General features: G+C 69.3%; 20 protein-coding genes and 1 pseudogene. 10 read left to right on the forward strand and 11 right to left on the reverse strand.

What is annotated here, in order from left to right; genetic code table 11:
- Positions 1-3: 3 nt before the first annotated feature.
- From OG542_RS16985 to hemL, 5 genes are all read right to left on the reverse strand, one after another.
- Positions 4-777: a cytochrome c biogenesis CcdA family protein gene (locus tag OG542_RS16985; protein ID WP_328411808.1), complete on the reverse strand. Its 774-nt coding sequence runs from the start codon at positions 775-777 to the stop codon at positions 4-6.
- A 1-nt stretch (position 778) separates the two neighbouring features.
- Positions 779-1435, reverse strand: coding sequence for a TlpA family protein disulfide reductase (locus OG542_RS16990; RefSeq protein WP_261679417.1), 657 nt, complete (start codon positions 1433-1435; stop codon positions 779-781).
- A 66-nt stretch (positions 1436-1501) separates the two neighbouring features.
- On the reverse strand, positions 1502-2791 hold the full coding sequence (locus OG542_RS16995; RefSeq protein ID WP_328411810.1) for a polysaccharide deacetylase family protein: 1290 nt from the start codon (positions 2789-2791) through the stop codon (positions 1502-1504).
- Between the two features lie 175 nt (positions 2792-2966).
- Positions 2967-3692, reverse strand: coding sequence for a histidine phosphatase family protein (locus OG542_RS17000; RefSeq protein ID WP_408057767.1), 726 nt, complete (start codon positions 3690-3692; stop codon positions 2967-2969).
- Complete coding sequence (hemL, locus tag OG542_RS17005; protein ID WP_311127152.1) at positions 3689-5005, reverse strand: glutamate-1-semialdehyde 2,1-aminomutase; 1317 nt, start codon at positions 5003-5005, stop codon at positions 3689-3691. The genes OG542_RS17000 and hemL overlap by 4 nt, the downstream gene beginning before the upstream one ends.
- Positions 5006-5430: 425 nt before the next feature.
- Here hemL and OG542_RS17010 point away from each other — a divergent pair, with 425 nt between their 5' ends.
- Both OG542_RS17010 and OG542_RS17015 read left to right on the forward strand, forming a co-directional pair.
- Complete coding sequence (locus OG542_RS17010; protein ID WP_328411812.1) at positions 5431-5601, forward strand: hypothetical protein; 171 nt, start codon at positions 5431-5433, stop codon at positions 5599-5601.
- Positions 5592-6029, forward strand: a complete 438-nt coding sequence (locus OG542_RS17015; protein ID WP_149512092.1) for a hypothetical protein — start codon at positions 5592-5594, stop codon at positions 6027-6029. Before OG542_RS17010 ends, OG542_RS17015 begins: the two co-directional genes overlap by 10 nt.
- A 34-nt stretch (positions 6030-6063) precedes the next feature.
- On the opposite strand, the gene OG542_RS17020 is transcribed toward OG542_RS17015, so the two are convergent.
- Both OG542_RS17020 and OG542_RS17025 read right to left on the reverse strand, forming a co-directional pair.
- The gene (locus OG542_RS17020) at positions 6064-7032 is read right to left on the reverse strand and encodes an AraC family transcriptional regulator (RefSeq protein ID WP_328411816.1); all 969 of its coding nucleotides are present in this window, start codon (positions 7030-7032) and stop codon (positions 6064-6066) included.
- Positions 7033-7058: 26 nt separating this feature from the next.
- Positions 7059-8000: pseudogene (locus tag OG542_RS17025) on the reverse strand (RNA-guided endonuclease InsQ/TnpB family protein); the annotation flags it as partial.
- Between OG542_RS17025 and tnpA the strand changes: the two are divergent.
- On the forward strand, positions 7993-8400 hold the full coding sequence (gene tnpA, locus OG542_RS17030; protein WP_328411818.1) for an IS200/IS605 family transposase: 408 nt from the start codon (positions 7993-7995) through the stop codon (positions 8398-8400). The pseudogene OG542_RS17025 and the gene tnpA sit on opposite strands and share 8 nt — an antisense overlap.
- A gap of 101 nt (positions 8401-8501) precedes the next feature.
- On the forward strand, positions 8502-9356 hold the full coding sequence (locus tag OG542_RS17035; protein WP_328411820.1) for an NAD(P)H-binding protein: 855 nt from the start codon (positions 8502-8504) through the stop codon (positions 9354-9356).
- A gap of 4 nt (positions 9357-9360) precedes the next feature.
- Here OG542_RS17035 and OG542_RS17040 read toward each other — a convergent pair whose 3' ends face one another.
- Positions 9361-9783, reverse strand: coding sequence for a MerR family transcriptional regulator (locus tag OG542_RS17040; RefSeq protein ID WP_328411822.1), 423 nt, complete (start codon positions 9781-9783; stop codon positions 9361-9363).
- A 376-nt stretch (positions 9784-10159) separates the two neighbouring features.
- Here OG542_RS17040 and OG542_RS17045 point away from each other — a divergent pair, with 376 nt between their 5' ends.
- A complete protein-coding gene (locus OG542_RS17045) occupies positions 10160-11665 on the forward strand; it encodes a SulP family inorganic anion transporter (RefSeq protein WP_328411824.1) in 1506 nt (501 codons plus the stop codon).
- Between the two features lie 97 nt (positions 11666-11762).
- On the opposite strand, the gene OG542_RS17050 is transcribed toward OG542_RS17045, so the two are convergent.
- Entirely contained in the window at positions 11763-13136 is a 1374-nt protein-coding gene (locus OG542_RS17050; protein WP_328417954.1) for an FAD-dependent oxidoreductase, read from the reverse strand.
- A gap of 300 nt (positions 13137-13436) precedes the next feature.
- Between OG542_RS17050 and OG542_RS17055 the strand changes: the two genes are divergently transcribed.
- Entirely contained in the window at positions 13437-13814 is a 378-nt protein-coding gene (locus OG542_RS17055; RefSeq protein ID WP_328411826.1) for an ArsR/SmtB family transcription factor, read from the forward strand.
- A 118-nt stretch (positions 13815-13932) separates the two neighbouring features.
- On the opposite strand, the gene arsB is transcribed toward OG542_RS17055, so the two are convergent.
- Positions 13933-15042: an ACR3 family arsenite efflux transporter gene (gene arsB / locus OG542_RS17060; protein ID WP_328411828.1), complete on the reverse strand. Its 1110-nt coding sequence runs from the start codon at positions 15040-15042 to the stop codon at positions 13933-13935.
- A complete protein-coding gene (locus OG542_RS17065; RefSeq protein WP_328411830.1) occupies positions 15039-15347 on the reverse strand; it encodes an ArsR/SmtB family transcription factor in 309 nt (102 codons plus the stop codon). Before OG542_RS17065 ends, arsB begins: the two co-directional genes overlap by 4 nt.
- 233 nt (positions 15348-15580) lie before the next feature.
- On the opposite strand from OG542_RS17065, the gene OG542_RS17070 reads away from it, so the two are divergent.
- The 4 genes from OG542_RS17070 to OG542_RS17085 all read left to right on the forward strand — a co-directional run bounded on the left by OG542_RS17070 (position 15581) and on the right by OG542_RS17085 (position 18631).
- Complete coding sequence (locus OG542_RS17070) at positions 15581-16000, forward strand: arsenate reductase ArsC (protein ID WP_328411832.1); 420 nt, start codon at positions 15581-15583, stop codon at positions 15998-16000.
- Between the two features lie 204 nt (positions 16001-16204).
- Positions 16205-17020: an oxidoreductase gene (locus OG542_RS17075; RefSeq protein ID WP_328411834.1), complete on the forward strand. Its 816-nt coding sequence runs from the start codon at positions 16205-16207 to the stop codon at positions 17018-17020.
- Between the two features lie 31 nt (positions 17021-17051).
- A complete protein-coding gene (locus OG542_RS17080) occupies positions 17052-17651 on the forward strand; it encodes a TetR/AcrR family transcriptional regulator (RefSeq protein ID WP_328417956.1) in 600 nt (199 codons plus the stop codon).
- 62 nt (positions 17652-17713) lie between these two features.
- Positions 17714-18631: an alpha/beta hydrolase gene (locus OG542_RS17085; RefSeq protein WP_328411836.1), complete on the forward strand. Its 918-nt coding sequence runs from the start codon at positions 17714-17716 to the stop codon at positions 18629-18631.
- The last annotated feature ends 158 nt before the right edge of the window (positions 18632-18789 follow it).

The following is an 18789-nucleotide window of genomic DNA, read 5'->3' on the forward strand; positions in this document are numbered from 1 at the left end:
CGATCAGATCCCCACAGTGAAGCCGTCGGACCAGACCTGCATCTCCTGCACGATGCGGTCCCACGCGCCGGTCAGCAGCAGCAGACCGGTCACGATCATCATGGTGCCGCCGACCCGCATCACCCAGACGTAATGGCGCTTGATCCACCCGAAGGCTCCGAGGGCCTTGCGGAAGGCGACCGCGGCGAGCACGAACGGCACGCCCAGCCCAAGACAGTACGCGACGGTCAGGAGGGCGCCGCGTCCGGCGCTGCCCTGGTTCAGGGCGAGTGTCTGCACGGCGGCCAGCGTCGGGCCGATGCAGGGCGTCCAGCCGATGCCGAACAGCGCGCCCAGCACGGGAGCGCCGACCAGGCCGGCCGCCGGCCTGCGGTGGAAGCGGAACTCGCGCTGGGTGAGCCAGGGCATCAGCCCCATGAAGAAGATCCCCATGAGGATCATGAAGACGCCCAGCACCTTCGACAGGACGCCGCGCTCCTCCTGGAGCGTCTGGCCGAAGTAGCCGAAGAAGGCGCCGCCGGAGACGAAGACGGCCGTGAAGCCGAGCACGAACAGCGAGGCGCCGGCGACCATCCGGCCCCGCCTGGCCTCGGCCAGGTCGGTGCCGCTGACGCCGGTGACGTAGGACAGGTAGCCGGGCACGAGCGGCAGCACGCAGGGCGAGAAGAAGGAGACGAGGCCGCCGAGCAGGGCGAGGGGCAGGGCCGCGAGCAGGGCGCCGTTGAGCACCGTGCCGTTGGGGTCCGTGACCGCGGCGAGGCTGGTGACGTCCGTCACGTCACTTCTCCGCGACGACGGGCTTGAGCATCTTCAGCAGCCGTTCCTCGCTGAGCGCGGACAGCGAGCGGGCCGCGATCTTCCCGTCCCGGTCGAGGACGAGGGTGGAGGGGATCGCCTGCGGGTTGAGCGTGCCCTTGTCGAAGCGCAGCAGCAGCTTGCCGGTCGGGTCGTAGAGGCTGGGGTAGGTGATGTCCCAGTCCTTCTCGAAGGCGAGGGCGGCGCCGGTGGAGGTGTCCCGGGTGTTGATGCCGACGAACTGCACGCCCTTGCCGGCGTACGCCTTGGACACCTTCGCGAAGTACTTGGCCTCGGCGCGGCAGGGGTTGCACCAGGAGCCCCACACGTTGAGGACGACGACCTTGCCCTTGAAATCGGCGACGTCGAGCGTCTTGCCGGCGATGGTCTTGCCGGACAGGTCGGGGGCCGGGGTGCGCTCGCCCTTGGCGACCGTGGCGGTGCCGTCGGAGCCGGTGACGAAGTTGGTGTTGCCGCCCCCGCCGGAGGTCCCGCCCGAGCCGCACGCGGAGACGAGCAGGGCGGCCGCGGCGGCACCGGCGGTCAGGGCGGCGCGGCGACGGACCCGGGGTGAACGGGTGGTCCGGGTCGTGCGGGGCGTGCTGTTCGAGCCCAGGGGGGCGCGGCTGGCGGCACTCATGTGAAAAGTTTCGCATGCCCGTTCCGGGGCTCTCGCGCACCCCCCTTGCGGGCGGAAAACCGCATTTCAGGCAGCGTTCCGCGAGGGCGTCCCGGACCCCTGCGGGGCCTTCTCGACGAACCCCTTCCAGCCACCGGCCGGTTGCTGCCCGACCTCGAGTGTGCGCAGCTTGGCGAGCACCTCGGGTTTCTGCACGTCCAGCCAGTCGGTGAACTGCCGGAAGGAGACGAGGCGCACATCCGCGCCCTTCTCCTTCTCGCGCGCGATGTGCTTGAAGGCCTCCTCCACGGCGTCCATGTAGATGCCGCCGTTCCACTGCTCGAAGTGGTTGCCGATGAAGAGGGGCGCGCGGTTGGACTCGTAGGCCCGCTGGAATCCCCGGATGTACGCCTGGGCCGACTGCTCCCGCCAGCCCGGGTAGTTGTGAGCGGGCGCCTTCGTGGTGCTTATGGACTGGTTTGCCAGCATGTTGTAGTCCATGGAGAGGACCTCGAAGCCCCGGCCGGGGAAAGGTATCTGCTGCAAGGGCAGGTCCCAGATCCCCTGCCGCTTCACGGGCCACACCTGGCGGCCGCCGGGCGAGGAGGCGTCGTAGCGCCAGCCGAGCTCGCGGGCGGTGGGCAGCAGGTTGTCCTGGCCGAGCAGACAGGGCGTGCGGCCGCCGACGAGCTCCTTGTCGTAGTCGAACGGCAGCGACGGCAGGTCGGTCCAGCCGGTGTTGGTGCGCCACTCCTTCACGAAGGACTTCGCCTGGTCGATCTCGCTGCGCCACTGCCGGGGCGTCCAGTTCTTGACCGAGCCGTGGGCCTCGCCGCAGAAGTGCCCGTTGAAGTGGGTGCCGATCTCGTGGCCCTCCAGCCAGGCCCGGCGGACGTTCTTCAGTGTGTCCTTGACGTGCCCGTCGGTGAGGTAGCCGATGTCGGAGGCGCCGCGCGGGTTGTTCGGCGGGTCGTAGAGGCGCTTCTTCGACTCGGGCAGCAGATACAGCCCGGACAGGAAGAAGGTCATGCTCGCGCCGTGCTCCTTGGCGAGGTCCAGGAAGCGCGGGAAGAGGCCGTTGCCGACCTCGCCGGCGCCGTCCCAGGAGAACACGACGAACTGCGGCGGGGTCTGGCCGGGCTCCAGCGGCTCGGGCTCGCCGGGCTGGTGGGGCTGCTTGCCGGTGTAGGCGGTGGAGCCGTCGCCGATGGGGCGGGCGGCGGGCTTCGGCTTGGAGCCGCCCTGTGCGGCGTCTCCGGAACCGTCGGCATGGCTCGACCCATCTGACCCGGTGAGGCCGCCGCATCCGGCGAGCGAGACGGCAGCCGCGGCACCCGCGCCGATTCCGAGCATTCCCCTGCGGGAGTAAGGGCGCATTGCATCCCCGTTCGTCACGTTCTCTGGTGGTCACCCAGTCAGAGGACGTGATGAACGGGGAGGTTCCTCAGATACTTGCAGATTCCGTAACAGAGGGATCAGAAGCGAACAGAAAGGGCTTCCGCACTGTTCGGGCGCCGTGTGCGCCTGATCAGGCATCTGCTCAGGCGCCCGCTCAGGCGCCGAACGCCTTGTCCTTCCCCTTCACCGGCTTGGCACCGGCGAGGAGGTGCGCCGGGACGAGATCGCGGGCCGGCTCGGTGTAGCCGACGGAGACGATCCGGTCGCCCCGGAACGTGAAGGTCGTCAGCGAGGCGAGCGTGCACTGCCGCTTGCGCGGGTCGTGCCACAGCCGCCGCCGCTCCACGTAGGACCGCACGATCCAGATCGGCAGCTGATGGCTGACCACGACCGCCTCGTGCCCCCGGGCCCGGTCCTTCGCGGTGCTCAGCGCGCTCATCATGCGGACGACCTGGTCGACGTACGGCTCGCCCCAGGACGGCCGGAACGGGTTGACCAGGTGCTTCCAGTTGCCGGGCTGGCGCAGCGCCCCGTCCCCGACACCGAACGTCTTGCCCTGGAAGATGTTCTCGGCCTCGATCAGCCGCTCGTCGGTGGCGAGGTCGAGACCGTGCGCCTTGGCGATCGGCTCGGCCGTCTCCCGCGCCCGCTCCAGCGGGGAGGCGACGACGTGTGTCACATCGCGGTCCGAGAGGTGCTCGGCGACCCGGTCCGCCATGCGCCGGCCCAGCTCGGAGAGGTGGTAGCCGGGGAGGCGGCCGTAGAGGATGCCGTCCGGGTTGGCGACCTCGCCGTGGCGCACGACGTGGACGACGGTGATGTCGTTGTCCGTCTCCCGGCTCGTGCCGTTCTCGTCGCTCATGCCGTTCTCGTCGCTCATGCCGTCGCCTCCGCGGCCGCGCGGGCCGCCGCCGGGAGGGCGTCGGCGATCCGCTGCACGGCACGCTCGTCGTGCGCGGTGGACACGAACCAGGACTCGAAGGACGACGGCGGCAGGTAGACGCCGTCCGCGAGCAGCGAGTGGAAGAAGGCGGTGAAGCGGAAGGACTCCTGCGCCTTGGCGTCCTCGTAGTTCCTGACCGGCCGGTCGGTGAAGAACACGGAGAACATGTTGGAGGCGTTCTGGAGCGTGTGCGCGACGCCCTCCTTGGTCAGGGCGTCGGTGACGAGGCCCTGGATCCGCTTCGAGACGGCGTCGACCTTGGCGTAGGCGGCGTCGTCGAGCAGCCGCAGCTGGGCGAGGCCGGCCGCGGTCGCGACGGGGTTCCCGGACAGCGTGCCGGCCTGGTAGACGGGCCCGGCCGGAGCGAGATGCGCCATGACGTCCGCGCGCCCGCCGAAGGCCGCGGCGGGGAAGCCGCCGCCCATCACCTTGCCGAAGGTCATCAGGTCGGGCACGACGCCGTCGACCCCGAACCACCCGGCGCGGCTGGTCCGGAAGCCCGTCATGACCTCGTCGGAGATGTAGAGGGCGCCGTTCTCGGCGCAGAGGTCCTTGAGCCCCTGGTTGAACCCCGCGGCGGGCGGTACGACGCCCATGTTGCCCGGGGAGGCCTCGGTGATCAGGCAGGCGATCTCGCCGGGGTGTGCCCGGAAGGCTTCGCGCACGGCGTCGAGGTCGTTGTAGGGCAGGACGACGGTGTCGCCGGCCTGGGCGCCGGTGACGCCCGGGGTGTCGGGCAGCGCGAAGGTGGCGACGCCGCTGCCGGCCGCGGCGAGCAGCGAGTCGACGTGCCCGTGGTAGCAGCCGGCGAACTTGATCACCTTGGTGCGCCGCGTGAACCCGCGCGCGAGCCGGATCGCCGACATGGTCGCCTCGGTCCCGCTGGACACGAGCCGGACCTGCTCCAGCGGTGCGACGCGGGCGACCATCTCCTCGGCGAGCGCGACCTCGCCCTCACCGGGCGTACCGAAGGACGTACCGCGGGCGACGGCGTCCTGGACGGCGGCGATGACCTCGGGGTGCGAGTGCCCGAGGATCATGGGCCCCCAGGAGCACACGAGGTCCACGTACTCGCGCCCGTCGGCGTCCGTCAGATACGGGCCGGTGCCGGACACCATGAACCGCGGCGTGCCGCCGACGGCGCGGAAGGCCCGTACCGGTGAGTTCACACCGCCGGGCGTGACGGCCGCCGCACGGTCGAACAGAGCCTGTGAGGCCGGTGCTTCATACGGATATGCCAGTTCGCTCATGACCTGCGACTTCTCCGACCTTCTCCGACGTTGTCGGGCTCCGGGTGCCAGTGACCTGTTCAGGGTAGGCCAGGGGAGATTACGGGGCGGACGGACGAGGTGATCGAACCGGCATCCAGCCCGCGATTCCCGGCCGTCTGCGAGACTGGACCTGATACACACAGATCAAACAGCCCAGGGTGGTCAGAGGCTGCGGAGATCCTGCGGGCAGATGTTTCGACGCACGTTTCGGCGGGCGGCCGCGGGGGAGGTCACTGACACGATGATCGGGTTGCGCGGCGGGGGCGACGCGTCCTAGAAAAAGCAGTCGGGTGGAGATATGCATCGCGGTGGCGGACTGGGCGAGGGGACCGATGACCTGGGTCCTCGACGTGCCCGGCGGGGCAAGCACCGGCGCGAGGCGGAGGACACCCAGGAAACTCGTCATGCGCAGGGTCCGCAGAGTGAACCGGAGCGGCCCGACGGACGTACTGAACATCGGCTGGACGATCTTCGGGCTGAACGTCGGGGTGAGCGTCGCGTGGATGAATTTCGGGCTGAACGCCGGGTGGACGATCTTCGGGCGGGGAGCAGGAATGGTGGTCGGGTGGGGGTGACGTACAAGTACTTCGGCGCGCCCGACGGCGCGACCGCGGCCCGCGTCCCGATCTCGATGCGCCCCGAGGAACTCGGCGGCGACGAACTCGGCATGAACGGCATGTTCACCAAGATCAAGCCGGAGACCATGGCGGCGATGGTCCTGACCGGCATCGAGGGCATCCCCCTGCACAAGGTTCCGCCCCTGGAACTGGTCGTCCTGCACCCCGACTACGCGGTGGTGAAGCTCCCGATGACCGTCGTCGACCCCCTGCGGGGCATCGGCGAGGAGGCGGTGGGCGCGGCGGCCTTCATCTGGTCGACGGTGCCGGACCGGGGTGGGCCCCGGGACGCGTTCAACGTGTACCAACTGCTGCACGAGTGGCAGGACTTCTCGCATCGGCTGCATGAGGCGGGGCATCAGCCTTATTGCCTTGTGTGGCCCTGAGCTGCCCGAGCGCCGTACATGTCACGTTCCGCCGTCAAGGACCGTTGCGGGCATGGGCGCGGTGGCGTTGCGGGCTGATCCCACGGGCTCGCTTGAAAGCGGCGCTGAACGCGAACCCGCTGCCATAACCGACCTGACGGGCGACGGTGTCGATCGTGGCGTCCGACTCCACGAGCAGGTCGGCGGCAACGTCGATTCGCCATCCGGTGAGGTATGCCATGGGCGGCATGCCGACGACGTCGGTGAAGCGGCGCGCCAGCGTCGCTCGGGACACCCCGGCCTCCCGGGCGAGCGCGGCCACCGTCCAGGGACGGCCCGGCTCACCGTGGATGAGTCGTAGGACGGACCCGACGACGGGATCCCCGCCGGCTCGGAACCAGGCAGGCGCGTCCGCATCGGGCCGGGTGAGCCATTCGCGGAGGACGCCGATCAGCAGGAGGTCCAACAGCCGTTCGAGCACGAGGTCTTGGCCGGGCTCGTTTCGCACGGTCTCCTTGGCGAGCAGCGACACCAGCGCGGAACCGACGTGGGCGGCCGTGGGGACGACCAGCAGCGGCGGCATCTCACGGAGCAGGCGTGTGGCGATCTCGCCCGGTCCCGAGTACTTGCCGATCAGCAGCACCGACGAGCCGTCCGCGCCGTTCTCGTGGGCTCGCCCGCCGTTGACCCAGGTGCGCACGCCCATGTCCGCGGCCTCGGGCAGTTCCGCGCCGGCTTCGGTCGTCCGTCGGGGACCGGGCTGTACGACCACCTGAGTCGGAGTGCGGGGATCATCGGCGAAGGTGAACGCGTCCGGGCCACGCATCAGCGCGATGTCGCCCGCGTCCAGGCGTACGGCATCGCCGGCGCTGGGCACGACCCAGGGCGTGCCTCGCAGAACGGCCACCAGGTTGAGGGGCACCCTGTCCCGCACCTGCACCGACCATGGTGGGTTCAGGATGGTTCGCAGCACGAACGTCCCCCTTGCCCTGGCTCCGTCGAGCAGGATCGAGAAGGGGTCCATCGGCACAGGTTGACGTGCTCCCTGGCCTAAAGTCCAGGGATTCCGGCCTGGGTCGTCTGACCCTTCCGGTGGCTTCCTGCTTCAACGCGCTGTGCGGGCACGTGTGCCCGTCTTACCGGCGCTCCACAGGCGTTTAGCGTCTCCGCCCGTCCGGCGGCGACGATACGGCGTCCTTCGACGAGGACGTTACGGGCTGCGTTGTGATCGCGGTCGTGCACGGTGCCACATCCGCTGCACGTCCATTCACGGACGTGCAGCGGCTTGGGACCGTCCCGGAATCCGCAGGCCGAACAGACCTGAGAGGACGGGAAGGCACGGTCCACCTTGGCGAAGGTGCGCCCATGTTTGACCGCCTTGTACTCCAGCATGCCAACAAACGCGGACCATCCCGCGTCGTGCACGGACTTGGCGAGCCGGGTACGGCCGAGACCGGACACCGCGAGGTCTTCCACATACACCGCTTGGTTGTCGCGAATGATCTGTGTGGAAGCCTTGTGGTGCCAGTCCCGGCGCCGGTCGGCCACACGCGCGTGCTGGCGCGCGACCTTGATGCGGGCCTTGGCCCGGTTCTTCGATCCCTTGGCCTTGCGGGACAGCTCTCTTTGAAGGCGTTTGAGTTTCTTCTCCGCCCGGCGCAGGAAGCGGGGGCTGTCGATCTTCCGGCCGTCGGACAGGACCGCGAAGGCGGACAGACCGAGGTCGATTCCGGCCTCCGTCTCCACCTCGGGCAGGATGTCCGGCTCGGTGTCCACGACGAAGCTGAGGAAGTACCGGCCGCAGCTGTCCCTGGTGACCGTCAGGGACGTGGGTGCGGCAGGAAGCCGCCGGGACCACGTGACCTTGAGGTTGCCGACCTTGGCCACGTACACCGTGCCGTCGCCCTGGAGGCAGAAGGCGTTGGTGTTGAGGCGGATCGACTGCCGGGTGTCCTTCTTCGACTTGTAGCGGGGAGGGCCGACCTTGCGGCCCTACTACAGGCGTGGCAGGCACGTCGTTTCGGGGATGCATGTGCACTTGGTCTTCGTGACGAAGTACCGGCGCGGGGTGTTCAACGACGAGATGCTGACCCGCTGCGAAGAGATCATGCGCAAGGTCTGCGAGGACTTCGAGGCGGAGCTGAAGGAGTTCAACGGCGAACGCGATCACGTCCACCTGTTGGTGCACTACCCGCCCAAGGTCGCCGTCTCGAAGCTGGTCAACAGCCTCAAGGGCGTCTCCGCTCGCCGGATACGGCAGGAGTTCACCGGCCGGATCAACCGCGCCACCATGCACGGGCACCTGTGGTCGCCCTCGTATTTCTCGGCATCATGCGGCGGAGCACCGTTGGCGATCGTCCGCCAGTACATCGAGCAGCAAAAACGTCCGTGAACGCCGGGGCTTTCTGCAAGAGTCCCGGTAAGACGCACCAATATGGGCCTGCGAGCCTCGACCATGTCCCGTACCTCCGGCGTTCCGGTGGACTGGGGAGCATGACAGCGACTACAGCGACAACGTTGGTCCTCGCGGGGACGGGCAAGACCGGACGCCGGGTCGTGTCCGGGCTCCGTGCGCGTGACATGCCGGTACGGGTGGGTTCACGGAGCGCTGAGCCGCCTTTCGACTGGCAGGACGACAGCACGTGGGAACCCGCGCTGCGGGGCGTGGGCTCCGTCTATGTGGCCTTCTATCCCGATGCGGCCTTCCCCGGCGCGGCCAGTGCCGTGGGTTCCTTCGCAGAACTCGCGGTGGCGTGCGGTGTTCGGCATCTCGTCCTGCTCGCCGACCGTGGTGCTGCCGAGGCCGAGCGGTGTGAACAGGCGGTGCGGGACTCGGGTGCGGAGTGGACCATCGTGCGGGCGGGGTTCATCACGCAGAACTTCAGCGAGGGGTTCCTCGTCGAACTGGTCCGGGCGGGTGTGGTCGCGCTTCCGGCCGGCGACGTCGCGGAGCCGTTCACCGACGCGGAGGACATCGCGGATGTCGCCGTCGCGGCGCTGACCGAAGACGGCCATTCCGGCCGGATCCACGACGTGACCGGACCACGACTGCTCACCTTCGCCGATGCCGTCGGTGAGATGGCGAGGGTGACCCGCAGGGGGGTTCGTTATCTGCCGGTCACGCCCGAGCAGTTCGTCTCGTCGCTGACCCGGCGAGGCGTGCCGACCGGGTACGCGACGCAGCTGACCAGCCTCATGGTCGAGGTCTTCGACGGCAGCAGGGCCAACACGACCGACACCGTCGAGCGCGTTCTCGGCCGGCCGCCCCGCGACTTCACGGAGTATGTCCGCAAGACCGCTGCGACCGGAATCTGGGATGCGCACCCCGAGTCCTCCGGGGAAGCCTGACCTGTCAGCGTGCTGTGGCAGAACCCGGCTCGCGTGCGCTGTCGAGGCGGTCGCGCAGTGTCGCGGCGAAGTCCTCGGCGCGCTCCAGCTGGGTGCGCAGGTCCTCCACACGCCGCCGCGCGGCCTGTTCGAAACCGCTCAGCCGCTCCAGGAGTTCCTCCCGCTCCGAGTCGAGCAGTTCGTCACCGGAGTCAAGGCGGTCGGTCGCCGCGAGCAGGTCGCGCATCTCGTCCAGCGTGAATCCGAGTGGCTTCATCCGGCGGATGACCATCAGCCGCTCGACGTCCCGCTCGGTGTAGAGGCGGAAGCCGCCCTGGGAGCGGGCCGAGGGGGTGACGAGCTTGGTCTCCTCGTAGTGCCGGATGGTGCGCAGGGACAGCTCGGTCCGCGCGGCGACCTCGCCGATCTGCATGTGCTTGCCGTCCACGTCCCTGCCCTGACCTCGTCCGAAGCATCCCCGCCGGTCTCTACTCTAACGTTAGGGTAGAGTTGCCTGCGGTGCGGGCCGTGGGGTCCGGCCGTTGCCGTGTCGGGGCCGATGCCGCCCCCGGCGAAGATCTTCCAGGTTGCAGGAGAGACGCGTGCGCGAGTCCGTGGTGCCCGGCGCCGCCGTCTGGCCGCCGTGACCCTACGCACCTGAGCAGAGCCCCGACGCGAATCCGGTCGCGTTCCTTCAGCTCTGTCCTGAGACTTCCGGCCCGTCAGCGGGCCGCTCGCGGGGTGCCCGCCTGGCCTTCCGCGCCGTCTTCCGCACGCCTCGTCCTGCCCGGGGGCGTGCCCGAGCACGACAGGTAGCTGTTTCCTTGTCTTCCTCCGTACTGTCTCCCGCCGCGCGGCTGCGCTCCCTCAAACCCGACTGGCTGCGTGATCCGAAGGTCTGGCGCACCGAGGTGCTGGGCGGGCTCGTGGTCGCCCTGGCGCTGATCCCGGAGGCGATCTCCTTCTCCATCATCGCCGGGGTCGACCCCGCGATCGGCCTGTTCGCCTCGTTCACGATGGCCGTGACCATCGCCATCGTCGGCGGCCGGCCGGCCATGATCTCCGCCGCCACCGGCGCCGTCGCCCTCGTGATCGCCCCGCTGAATCGCGAGCACGGCTTCGGCCATCTCGTCGCCGCCGTGATCCTGGCCGGCGTCTTCCAGATTCTCCTCGGCGCGCTCGGCGTCGCGAAGCTGATGCGGTTCGTGCCACGCAGCGTGATGGTCGGCTTCGTCAACTCCCTCGCCATCCTCATCTTCATGGCGCAGGTGCCGGAGATAAGGGACTCGCCCTGGCCGGTCTATCCGCTGATGGCGGCCGGGCTGGCGCTGATGGTGTTCTTCCCGAAGGTCACCACCGTGATCCCGGCTCCGCTGGTGTCGATCGTGATCCTGACCGTCATCACGGTCGCGGCCGGGATCGCGGTGCCGACCGTGGGTGACACCGGGGAGCTGCCGTCCTCCCTCCCCGTACCGGGGCTGCCTGACGTGCCGTTCACCCTGGACACCCTGACGACCGTCGCGCCGTACGCGCTCGCCATGGCTCTGGTCGGCCTGATGGAGTCGCTGATGACCGCCAAGCTGGTCGACGACATCACCGACACCCACTCGAGCAAGACCCGCGAGTCCATCGGGCAGGGCGTTGCCAACATCGTCACCGGGTTCTTCGGCGGCATGGGCGGCTGCGCCATGATCGGCCAGACGATGATCAACGTACGGGTCTCCGGTGCCCGTACCCGCCTGTCGACCTTCCTCGCCGGCGCGTTCCTGATGGTGCTGTGCATCGCCTTCGGCCCGATCGTCTCCGACATCCCCATGGCCGCCCTGGTGGCGGTGATGGTCATGGTGTCGGTCGCGACCTTCGACTGGCACTCCATCGCGCCGAGGACGCTCAAGCGGATGCCGGCCGGGGAGATCACCGTCATGGTGGTCACCGTCGCCTGCGTGGTCGCCACCCACAACCTCGCCATCGGTGTCGTCGTCGGCTCCATCACCGCGATGGTCGTCTTCGCCAAGCGGGTCGCCCACCTCGCCGAGGTCACCGCCGTCACCGACCCCGACAGCGGCGCGGTCGTCTACCGGGTGACGGGCGAGTTGTTCTTCGCCTCCTCCAACGACCTGGTCGGCCGGTTCGACTACGCCACCGACGCCGACAAGGTCGTCATCGACCTGTCCGCCGCCCATGTCTGGGACGCCTCCTCCGTCGCGGCTCTGGACGCCATCGAGACCAAGTACGTCCAGCGCGGGAAGACCGTCGAGATCATCGGGCTGAACGAGCCCAGCGCCCGGATCCACGAAAGCCTCAGCGGCGAACTCACCGGCAGCCACTGAGCGGTGTGGCGCGATCAGGGGCGCAGGGGCAACCGGCTCGCCCCTCGATGAGGACGAGCTCTCGCCACTCGATGAGGACGAGCTCGAGGGAAGGTGTTCAGCAGCCGCCGGGGCTGGTGGCCGGGGTGTCGATGCCGATCTGGAGGGTGCTCGGCGCGGAGCAACATCCACCGGCGCCCTGCTCGGCGTTCTCCGGCTCTTCGAACAGGCCCGCGCCGCCGCACACGCCGGTCTCCGGGAGGGTCAGCTCGACGCGCTCGGCGGCCTCGTGGTCGCCGGCGAGGGCGGCGGTGATGGAGCGGACCTGCTCGTAGCCGGTCATAGCGAGGAACGTCGGAGCGCGGCCGTAGCTCTTCATGCCGGCCAGGTAGATGCCCTGTTCGGGGTGGGAGAGCTCGTTCACGCCGTGCGGGTAGACGGTGCCGCAGGAGTGGACGTTGGGGTCGATGAGCGGAGCGAGTGCGGTCGGGGCCTGGAGGCGGTCGTCGAGGCCGAGGCGGATCTCGGAGAGGAAGGACAGGTCCGGGCGGAGGCCGGTCAGGACGATGACCTCGTCGACCGGGTCGAGGCGGCGGCCGTCCTCGTCCACGAGGACGAGCCGATCGCCGTCGCGCTCCACAGCCTGTGTACGGAATCCGGTGGCCGCGCTCGCGTGGCCGGCTTCGACGGCGGCCTTGGCGCGCAGGCCCAGGGCGCCGCGGGCGGGCAACTGGTCGGCCTCGCCGCCGCCGAAGGTGGAGCCGGTGATACCGCGGCGCAGGATCCACACCGCGTGGGTGCCCGGCTCGTCCTCGGCCAGGTCGCCGAGACCGGCGAGGGCCGTGAAGGCGGAGGCACCGGAGCCGACCACGGCGGTGCGCTTGCCCGCGTACCGGGCGCGTACGGCCGGATCGCCCAGGTCGGGTACACGGTAGGAGATGCGGCTGGTGGCGGACTTCTCACCGAGGGCGGCCAGGCCGTCGGCGCCCAGCGGGCCGGGGGTGGACCACGTACCGGAGGCGTCGATGACCGCGCGGGCGCTGATCCGTTCCTCGCGGCCGTCGGCCAGCGCGATGTGCACGGTGAAGGGCTGCTCGTCACGGCCTGAGTCGACGATGCGGTCGCGTCCGGCGCGGGCGACGCCGGCCACGGTGGCGCCGTAGCGAACCTTGTCGCCGAGGACGTCGGCGAGGGGCTGCAGGTACCGCTCGGCCCAGTCACCGCCGGTCGGGTAGGCGGAGCCGTCGGGGCGGGTCCAGCCGGTCGGGGCGAGCAGCTTCTCGGCGGCCGGGTCGGTGATCTCCGACCAGGGGGAGAACAGCCGCACATGCGCCCAGTCGCGTACGGCGGTGCCGGCCGACGGTCCGGCTTCCAGGACCAGCGGTTCGATGCCGCGCTCGACGAGGTGGGACGCTGCGGCCAGGCCGACCGGACCTGCTCCGATGACCACGACGGGCAGCTGGTCGGTGGTGGGCACGCTGTTGATGGACACGGCCACGAGATTCCCCTTTGCTTCGACATTCGTCGATGGCTTGCGCTGTCAGCATTGCACCTGATTCGATGACCGTCAACATAGACAGACGTCGAATTGAGGGCACCCCGCGGAGCGCGTCGGCGTCGTGGCGATCGAGGCGGGCAGGTCCGGGCCGGCCGCCCGAGACGTTCGTTCACCGGGCAGCGCGTCGTACTGGCGGGTGCGGGGAACTCCACGGTTCGGATCGGCGCCTGCCTCGCACTCCGAGTCCATCCGGCGACCTGGCCCGTTTGGTTCGACGTATGTCAACATAGATGCATGTCGAATACGAAGGTGCTGCCGCTGCTGGAACCCGAGGTTCCCGAGACCGTGGCGCCGTGCTGTCCACCGCTGACCGAGCGCCCGTTCACCGCCGAGGAGGCCGAAACGGCCGCGCGGATGTTCAAGGCCCTGGGCGACCCGGTGCGGCTGCGACTGTTCTCGGCGGTGGCCTCGCACGAGGGCGGCGAGGCGTGCGTGTGCGACATCTCCGATGTCGGCGTCTCCCAGCCGACCGTCTCCCACCACCTGAAGAAGCTGAAGGATGCCGGGCTGCTGACCTCCGAGCGGCGCGGCACCTGGGTCTACTACCGCGTCGAGCCGTCCGTGCTGGCCGCGATGGGCAAGCTGCTGACCATCGCGCCGGCCGCGGCCTGACCCGCTGCCGGAATCCCGGGCGAGGCCGTCTCAAGGACCTGCCCGGTGCCGTAGGCGAGGCCGGCGGTGACCTGCGCACCGGTGCCCGTGCCGGTGCCGGTGCGGTCCAGGTAGTGAGTCAGCTCTCCTGCGGTGCCGCCGTCAGCCGCCGACCGGTGCTGAACTTCCGCCGCCAGGCCAGGGAGACGTACACCAGAGCCACCAGCACCGGGACCTCGATCAGCGGGCCGACCACGCCAGACAGGGCCTGCCCCGAGGTGACGCCGAAGGTGGCGATGGCGACCGCGATGGCCAGCTCGAAGTTGTTGCCGGCCGCCGTGAAGGCGAGGGTCGCGGTGCGGTCGTAGGCCAGGCCGATGACCTTGCCGAGGGCGAACGTGCCGAACCACATGACGGCGAAGTACACCAGCAGCGGAAGCGCGATACGGGCGACGTCCAGCGGCTGCGAGGTGATGGTCTTCCCCTGCAGGGCAAAGAGGATGACGATCGTGAAGAGCAGGCCGTACAGCGCCCACGGGCCGATCTTCGGCAGGAAGCCCGACTCGTACTTCTCGCGGCCCAGCTTCTGTTCGCCGATGCGGCGGGTGAGGAAGCCGGCGAGCAGCGGGATGCCGAGGAAGATGACGACGTTCGCCGCGATCTTCCACATGGAGATGTCGAGGTGTTCGCCGTTGCCCAGGCCCAGCCAGCCGGGCAGCAGGTCGAGGTAGAACCAGCCGAGCAGACCGAACGCCAGGACCTGGAAGACCGAGTTCAGTGCCACGAGTACGGCGGCGGCTTCGCGGTCGCCGCAGGCGAGGTCGTTCCAGATGATGACCATGGCGATGCAGCGGGCGAGGCCGACGATGATCAGGCCGGTGCGGTACTCGGGCAGGTCCGGCAGGAAGATCCAGGCCAGGGCGAACATGACCGCCGGGCCGACGAGCCAGTTGATGACCAGCGACGAGGCCATGAGCCTCTTGTCGCCGGTGACGGCGTCGAGCTTGTCGTAGCGGACCTTGGCCAGCACCGGGTACATCATGATCAGCAGGCCGATGGCGATCGGCAGGGAGATGCCGCCGATCTCGACCTTGGCGAGGGCGTCGTTGAGGCCGGGGATGGCGCGGCCCAGGCCGAGGCCGACGGCCATGGCGAGCAGGATCCACACGGCGAGGAAACGGTCGAGCGTCGACAGCTTCGCGACGACCGAGGGCTCTTCGGCGGTCGCGGACGCTTCGGTGCGGGTCACGGGCAGGCCCTCTTGTTGTCGGCGGCATGGCGTGCGGACTCGGCCAGATCGGCGAACCGGCCGGCGAGGCGGGCGATGACGTCCGGGCGCAGCCTGTAGTACGTGTACCGGCCGCACGGCTCGGTCTCGACGACGCCGGCCTCGCGCAGCACCTTCAGGTGGTTGGAGAGGTTGGTCTGCCGGGCACCGGTCTCCTCCACCAGGTGGGTGGTGCACAGCGTCTCTTCGGCGAGCAGGGTCACGATGTGGAGCCTGAGCGGGTCGGCCAGAACCCGGATCAGATCAGTGTCGACTGACGTCAGCATGGGCTGATACTGTCACATCACTCCGAGCTGATACCAGCCGGGGCTGATGTCTGGGATCCGCATCCCGACGCCCCGAAGGGGGTTCCCGTGACCGCATCCCCGCCTCCTGTCCTGCCTGATGAGCGCCTCGCCGAGCACGCCGCATGCGCACCCACCTGGTCGCGCCGGCCGAGCACCTGGCCATAACCCGCACCACCCGCAAGAACCCCGTGTGCACTGACGAAGGAAGAACGATGTCCTCCAGCCCGCTCGCCTCCGTGCTGTTCGTCTGCGTCCACAACGCCGGACGCTCGCAGATGGCTGCCGGATTCCTCTCCCATCTCGCGGGCGACCGGATCGAGGTCCGCTCCGCCGGCTCCATCCCGGGCGACCAGGTCAACCCGTCCGCCGTCGAGGCCATGAGGGAGGTCGGCGTCGACATCGCCGACGCCGAGCCGAAGATCCTCACCACCGAGGCCGTCCAGGCGTCCGACTACGTCATCACCATGGGATGCGGCGACGCCTGCCCGGTCTTCCCCGGCAAGAAGTACCTCGACTGGGCCCTGGAAGACCCGGCCGGCAAGGGCGTCGAGGCCGTCCGTCCCATCCGCGACGAGATCAAGACCCGCATCGAGGCCCTGATCGCCGAGATCGACGCCAAGCGGGAGGCGTGACGTCCGTGTAGGGCACCGGCATCCGCGAGGTCATCGTCACCGGTTCCGGCCCCGCCGGATACACCGCCGCCGCCCGCTACACGGCTCACGCCAGCTCAAGCCGCTCGTCTTTCGGACGTGACCACTTGCCATCGATCAGCCATCCCCGTATGGTCGTATGAACGTAAGGCATACGAACGTAATTCAAAAGCAAGGGAGTCCGTGATGGCGACAACTCGGCCGGTGGCGCTCGTGACAGGTGCCTCATCGGGAATCGGCAAGGAGACGGCCCGCGCCTTCGTCGCGGCGGGTTTCGAGGTGATCGGAACCGGCCGCAAGACCTCCGGACTCACCCCGCCCGCCGGTGTGACGTACCTCGATCTCGACGTCGGCAGCGACGAGTCGGCCACCGCCGCGGTCAGAGAGGTGATCGACCGGTTCGGACGCATCGACGTCCTGGTCAACAACGCGGGCATCGGCTCGGCGGGCGCCGTCGAGGAGAACTCCGTCACCCAGGCCCAGAACCTCCTGAACATCAACGTCCTCGGCGTCATCCGGCTGACGAAGGCCGTCCTGCCGCACATGCGCGCCCAGGGTGGCGGACGCGTCATCAACATCTCGTCCGTCCTCGGGGTCGCCCCCCAGCCCTTCATGGCCCTCTACGTCGCGTCGAAGCACGCCATCGAGGGCTACTCCGAGTCACTGGACCACGAGGTCCGCGAACACGGCGTCCGGGTCCTCCTCGTCCAGCCCGCCTACACCAAGACCAGCTTCGACACCAACGCCGCGCAGCCCGACACCCCGCTGCCTCTGTACGCGGAGCGACGGCGCGTCTTCGACGAGGTGATCGCGGACGCGATGAGGGACGGCGACGACCCCGCCGTCGTCGCCAAGGTGATCGTCACCGCGGCCACCGACAGGAAGCCGAGGCTGCGCTACACCGCCGGCCCGCTGGCCTCACGCGTCACCACGGCGCGCCGCCTCGTCCCCGCCGGAGTGTTCGACAAGCAGATCCGCAAGAACAACCGCCTGCCCACCTGACACCCCGGTGACTTGACCAGTGGAGAAACACATCGTGCGGTACCCGAAAGAACACAAGCGGGAGACGAGGCAGCGGATCATCGCGACCGCCGGTCGCCGGCTCAAGCGGGACGGCATCGACGGCTCGGGGATTTCCACGCTCATGAAGGACGCGGGGCTGACCAACGGCACCTTCTACGCCTACTTCGCGTCCAAGGACGAACTCGTCGCCACCGCGGTCGCCGACCAGATGCGCGCCCAGCACGCGAACCTCGTCGCGCAGGCGGCGCCCGGCCGTGCCGGCCTCGAGCAGATCGTGCGCTGGTACTTCTCCCCCGAGCAGCGCGACAGCATCGAGGACGGCTGCCCCAACGCCGCCCTGCTCGACGAGATCGCCCGCGCCACGGATCCCACCAGGCAGGCCTACACCGACGGCGCGCTGGTCCTCATCGACGACTTCGCCGCCCGCCTGGCACCCCACGATCCGCCGTCGGCGCGTCTGAGAGCACTCAGCCTCCTCGGCATGCTGGCCGGGACGCTGCAGCTCTCCCGCGCCCTGACCGACCGGCAACTCGCCGACCAGCTCCTCGAACAGGGCATGCGCAACGCCCTCGCGCTGCTGGATGCCGACCACCCCACCCACACCGCCTGACCAACCCCGGCGATACCGGTCCTGGCGGGCCGGTATGCCACATGGCCCCATGGAGGTACCAGATGTCTGAGCACGCTGCTGTCGAACTGAGCCCGGAAGCGATCCGCTTCGCGGAATGGCTGGCCACAGGCCAGACTCCCCCGTCCGAGTTGGATGCGGCGCGTATCCAGGCGGAGCAGGTCCATCTCGCGGCCCGGGAGCCGGAGGGCGTCACCTATCGGGAGGTGGACGCGGGTGGCGTGCTGGGCATCTGGTGCGAACCGGTCGACGCCAACACCGGCTACGTCCTGCTGCACACACACGCCGGGGGCTCCGTGCTGGCGTCCGCACACGTCGACCGAAAGCTCGCCGGCCATATCGCCAAGGCCGCCGGGGCTCCCGTACTGGTCCTGGACTTCCGGCGGGCACCGGAACACAAGTACCCGGCTCAGGTGGACGACGCGGAGGCGGCCTTCAACTGGCTGCTGTCCGAAGGGTATGCACCGGGGAACATCATCACGATCGGCCACTCGATCGGCGGATTCATCGCCGTCGCCCTGGCGCTTCGCCTCCGCGACCAGCAGCAGCCCCTGCCCGGCGCCATCGTGTCGATCTCCCCCTGGTGCGACCTCGAGATCGCCAACGAGACCATCACGACCAACGCCGAAACGGACAAGATACTCAGCAAGGAACTGCTGGAGTTCTTCCGGGATGCCTGGATCGGCGGCACAGGCATCGAGTTCACCGACACCAGGATCAACCTGAACCGGGCGGACCTGAGCGGCCTGCCCCCGACCCTGGTCTCCTGGGGAACGTACGAGGTCCTGGCCGGCGAGGACGAGGAGTTCGCCGCCCGCGTCAAGGACGCCGGAATCGACACGGCGACCGTCGTGGTCCCCGGAGGCCAGCACTCCTACGTCTACGGTGCCGGCCGGGTTCCGGAGACCGACGCCGCCATCGCGCAGATCGGCACCTGGGTCCGCGAGAAGACCAAGATCTGAGCGAGCGGTACAGGCACGGCAGGCGCAAGATCCGTGCGCCTGCCGGACCGGGACGGTGGACGGACGCCGACATGGCCTGCGGTGGCGCGCGGGTCCGCGACGCACGCGGCCTCGTTCCGGTCCGGCAGGCGACGGTTGCGTCGCCCCAATCCTTCAAG

This window comes from Streptomyces violaceus, from assembly GCF_036014075.1.
GTDB lineage: Bacteria > Actinomycetota > Actinomycetes > Streptomycetales > Streptomycetaceae > Streptomyces > Streptomyces violaceus.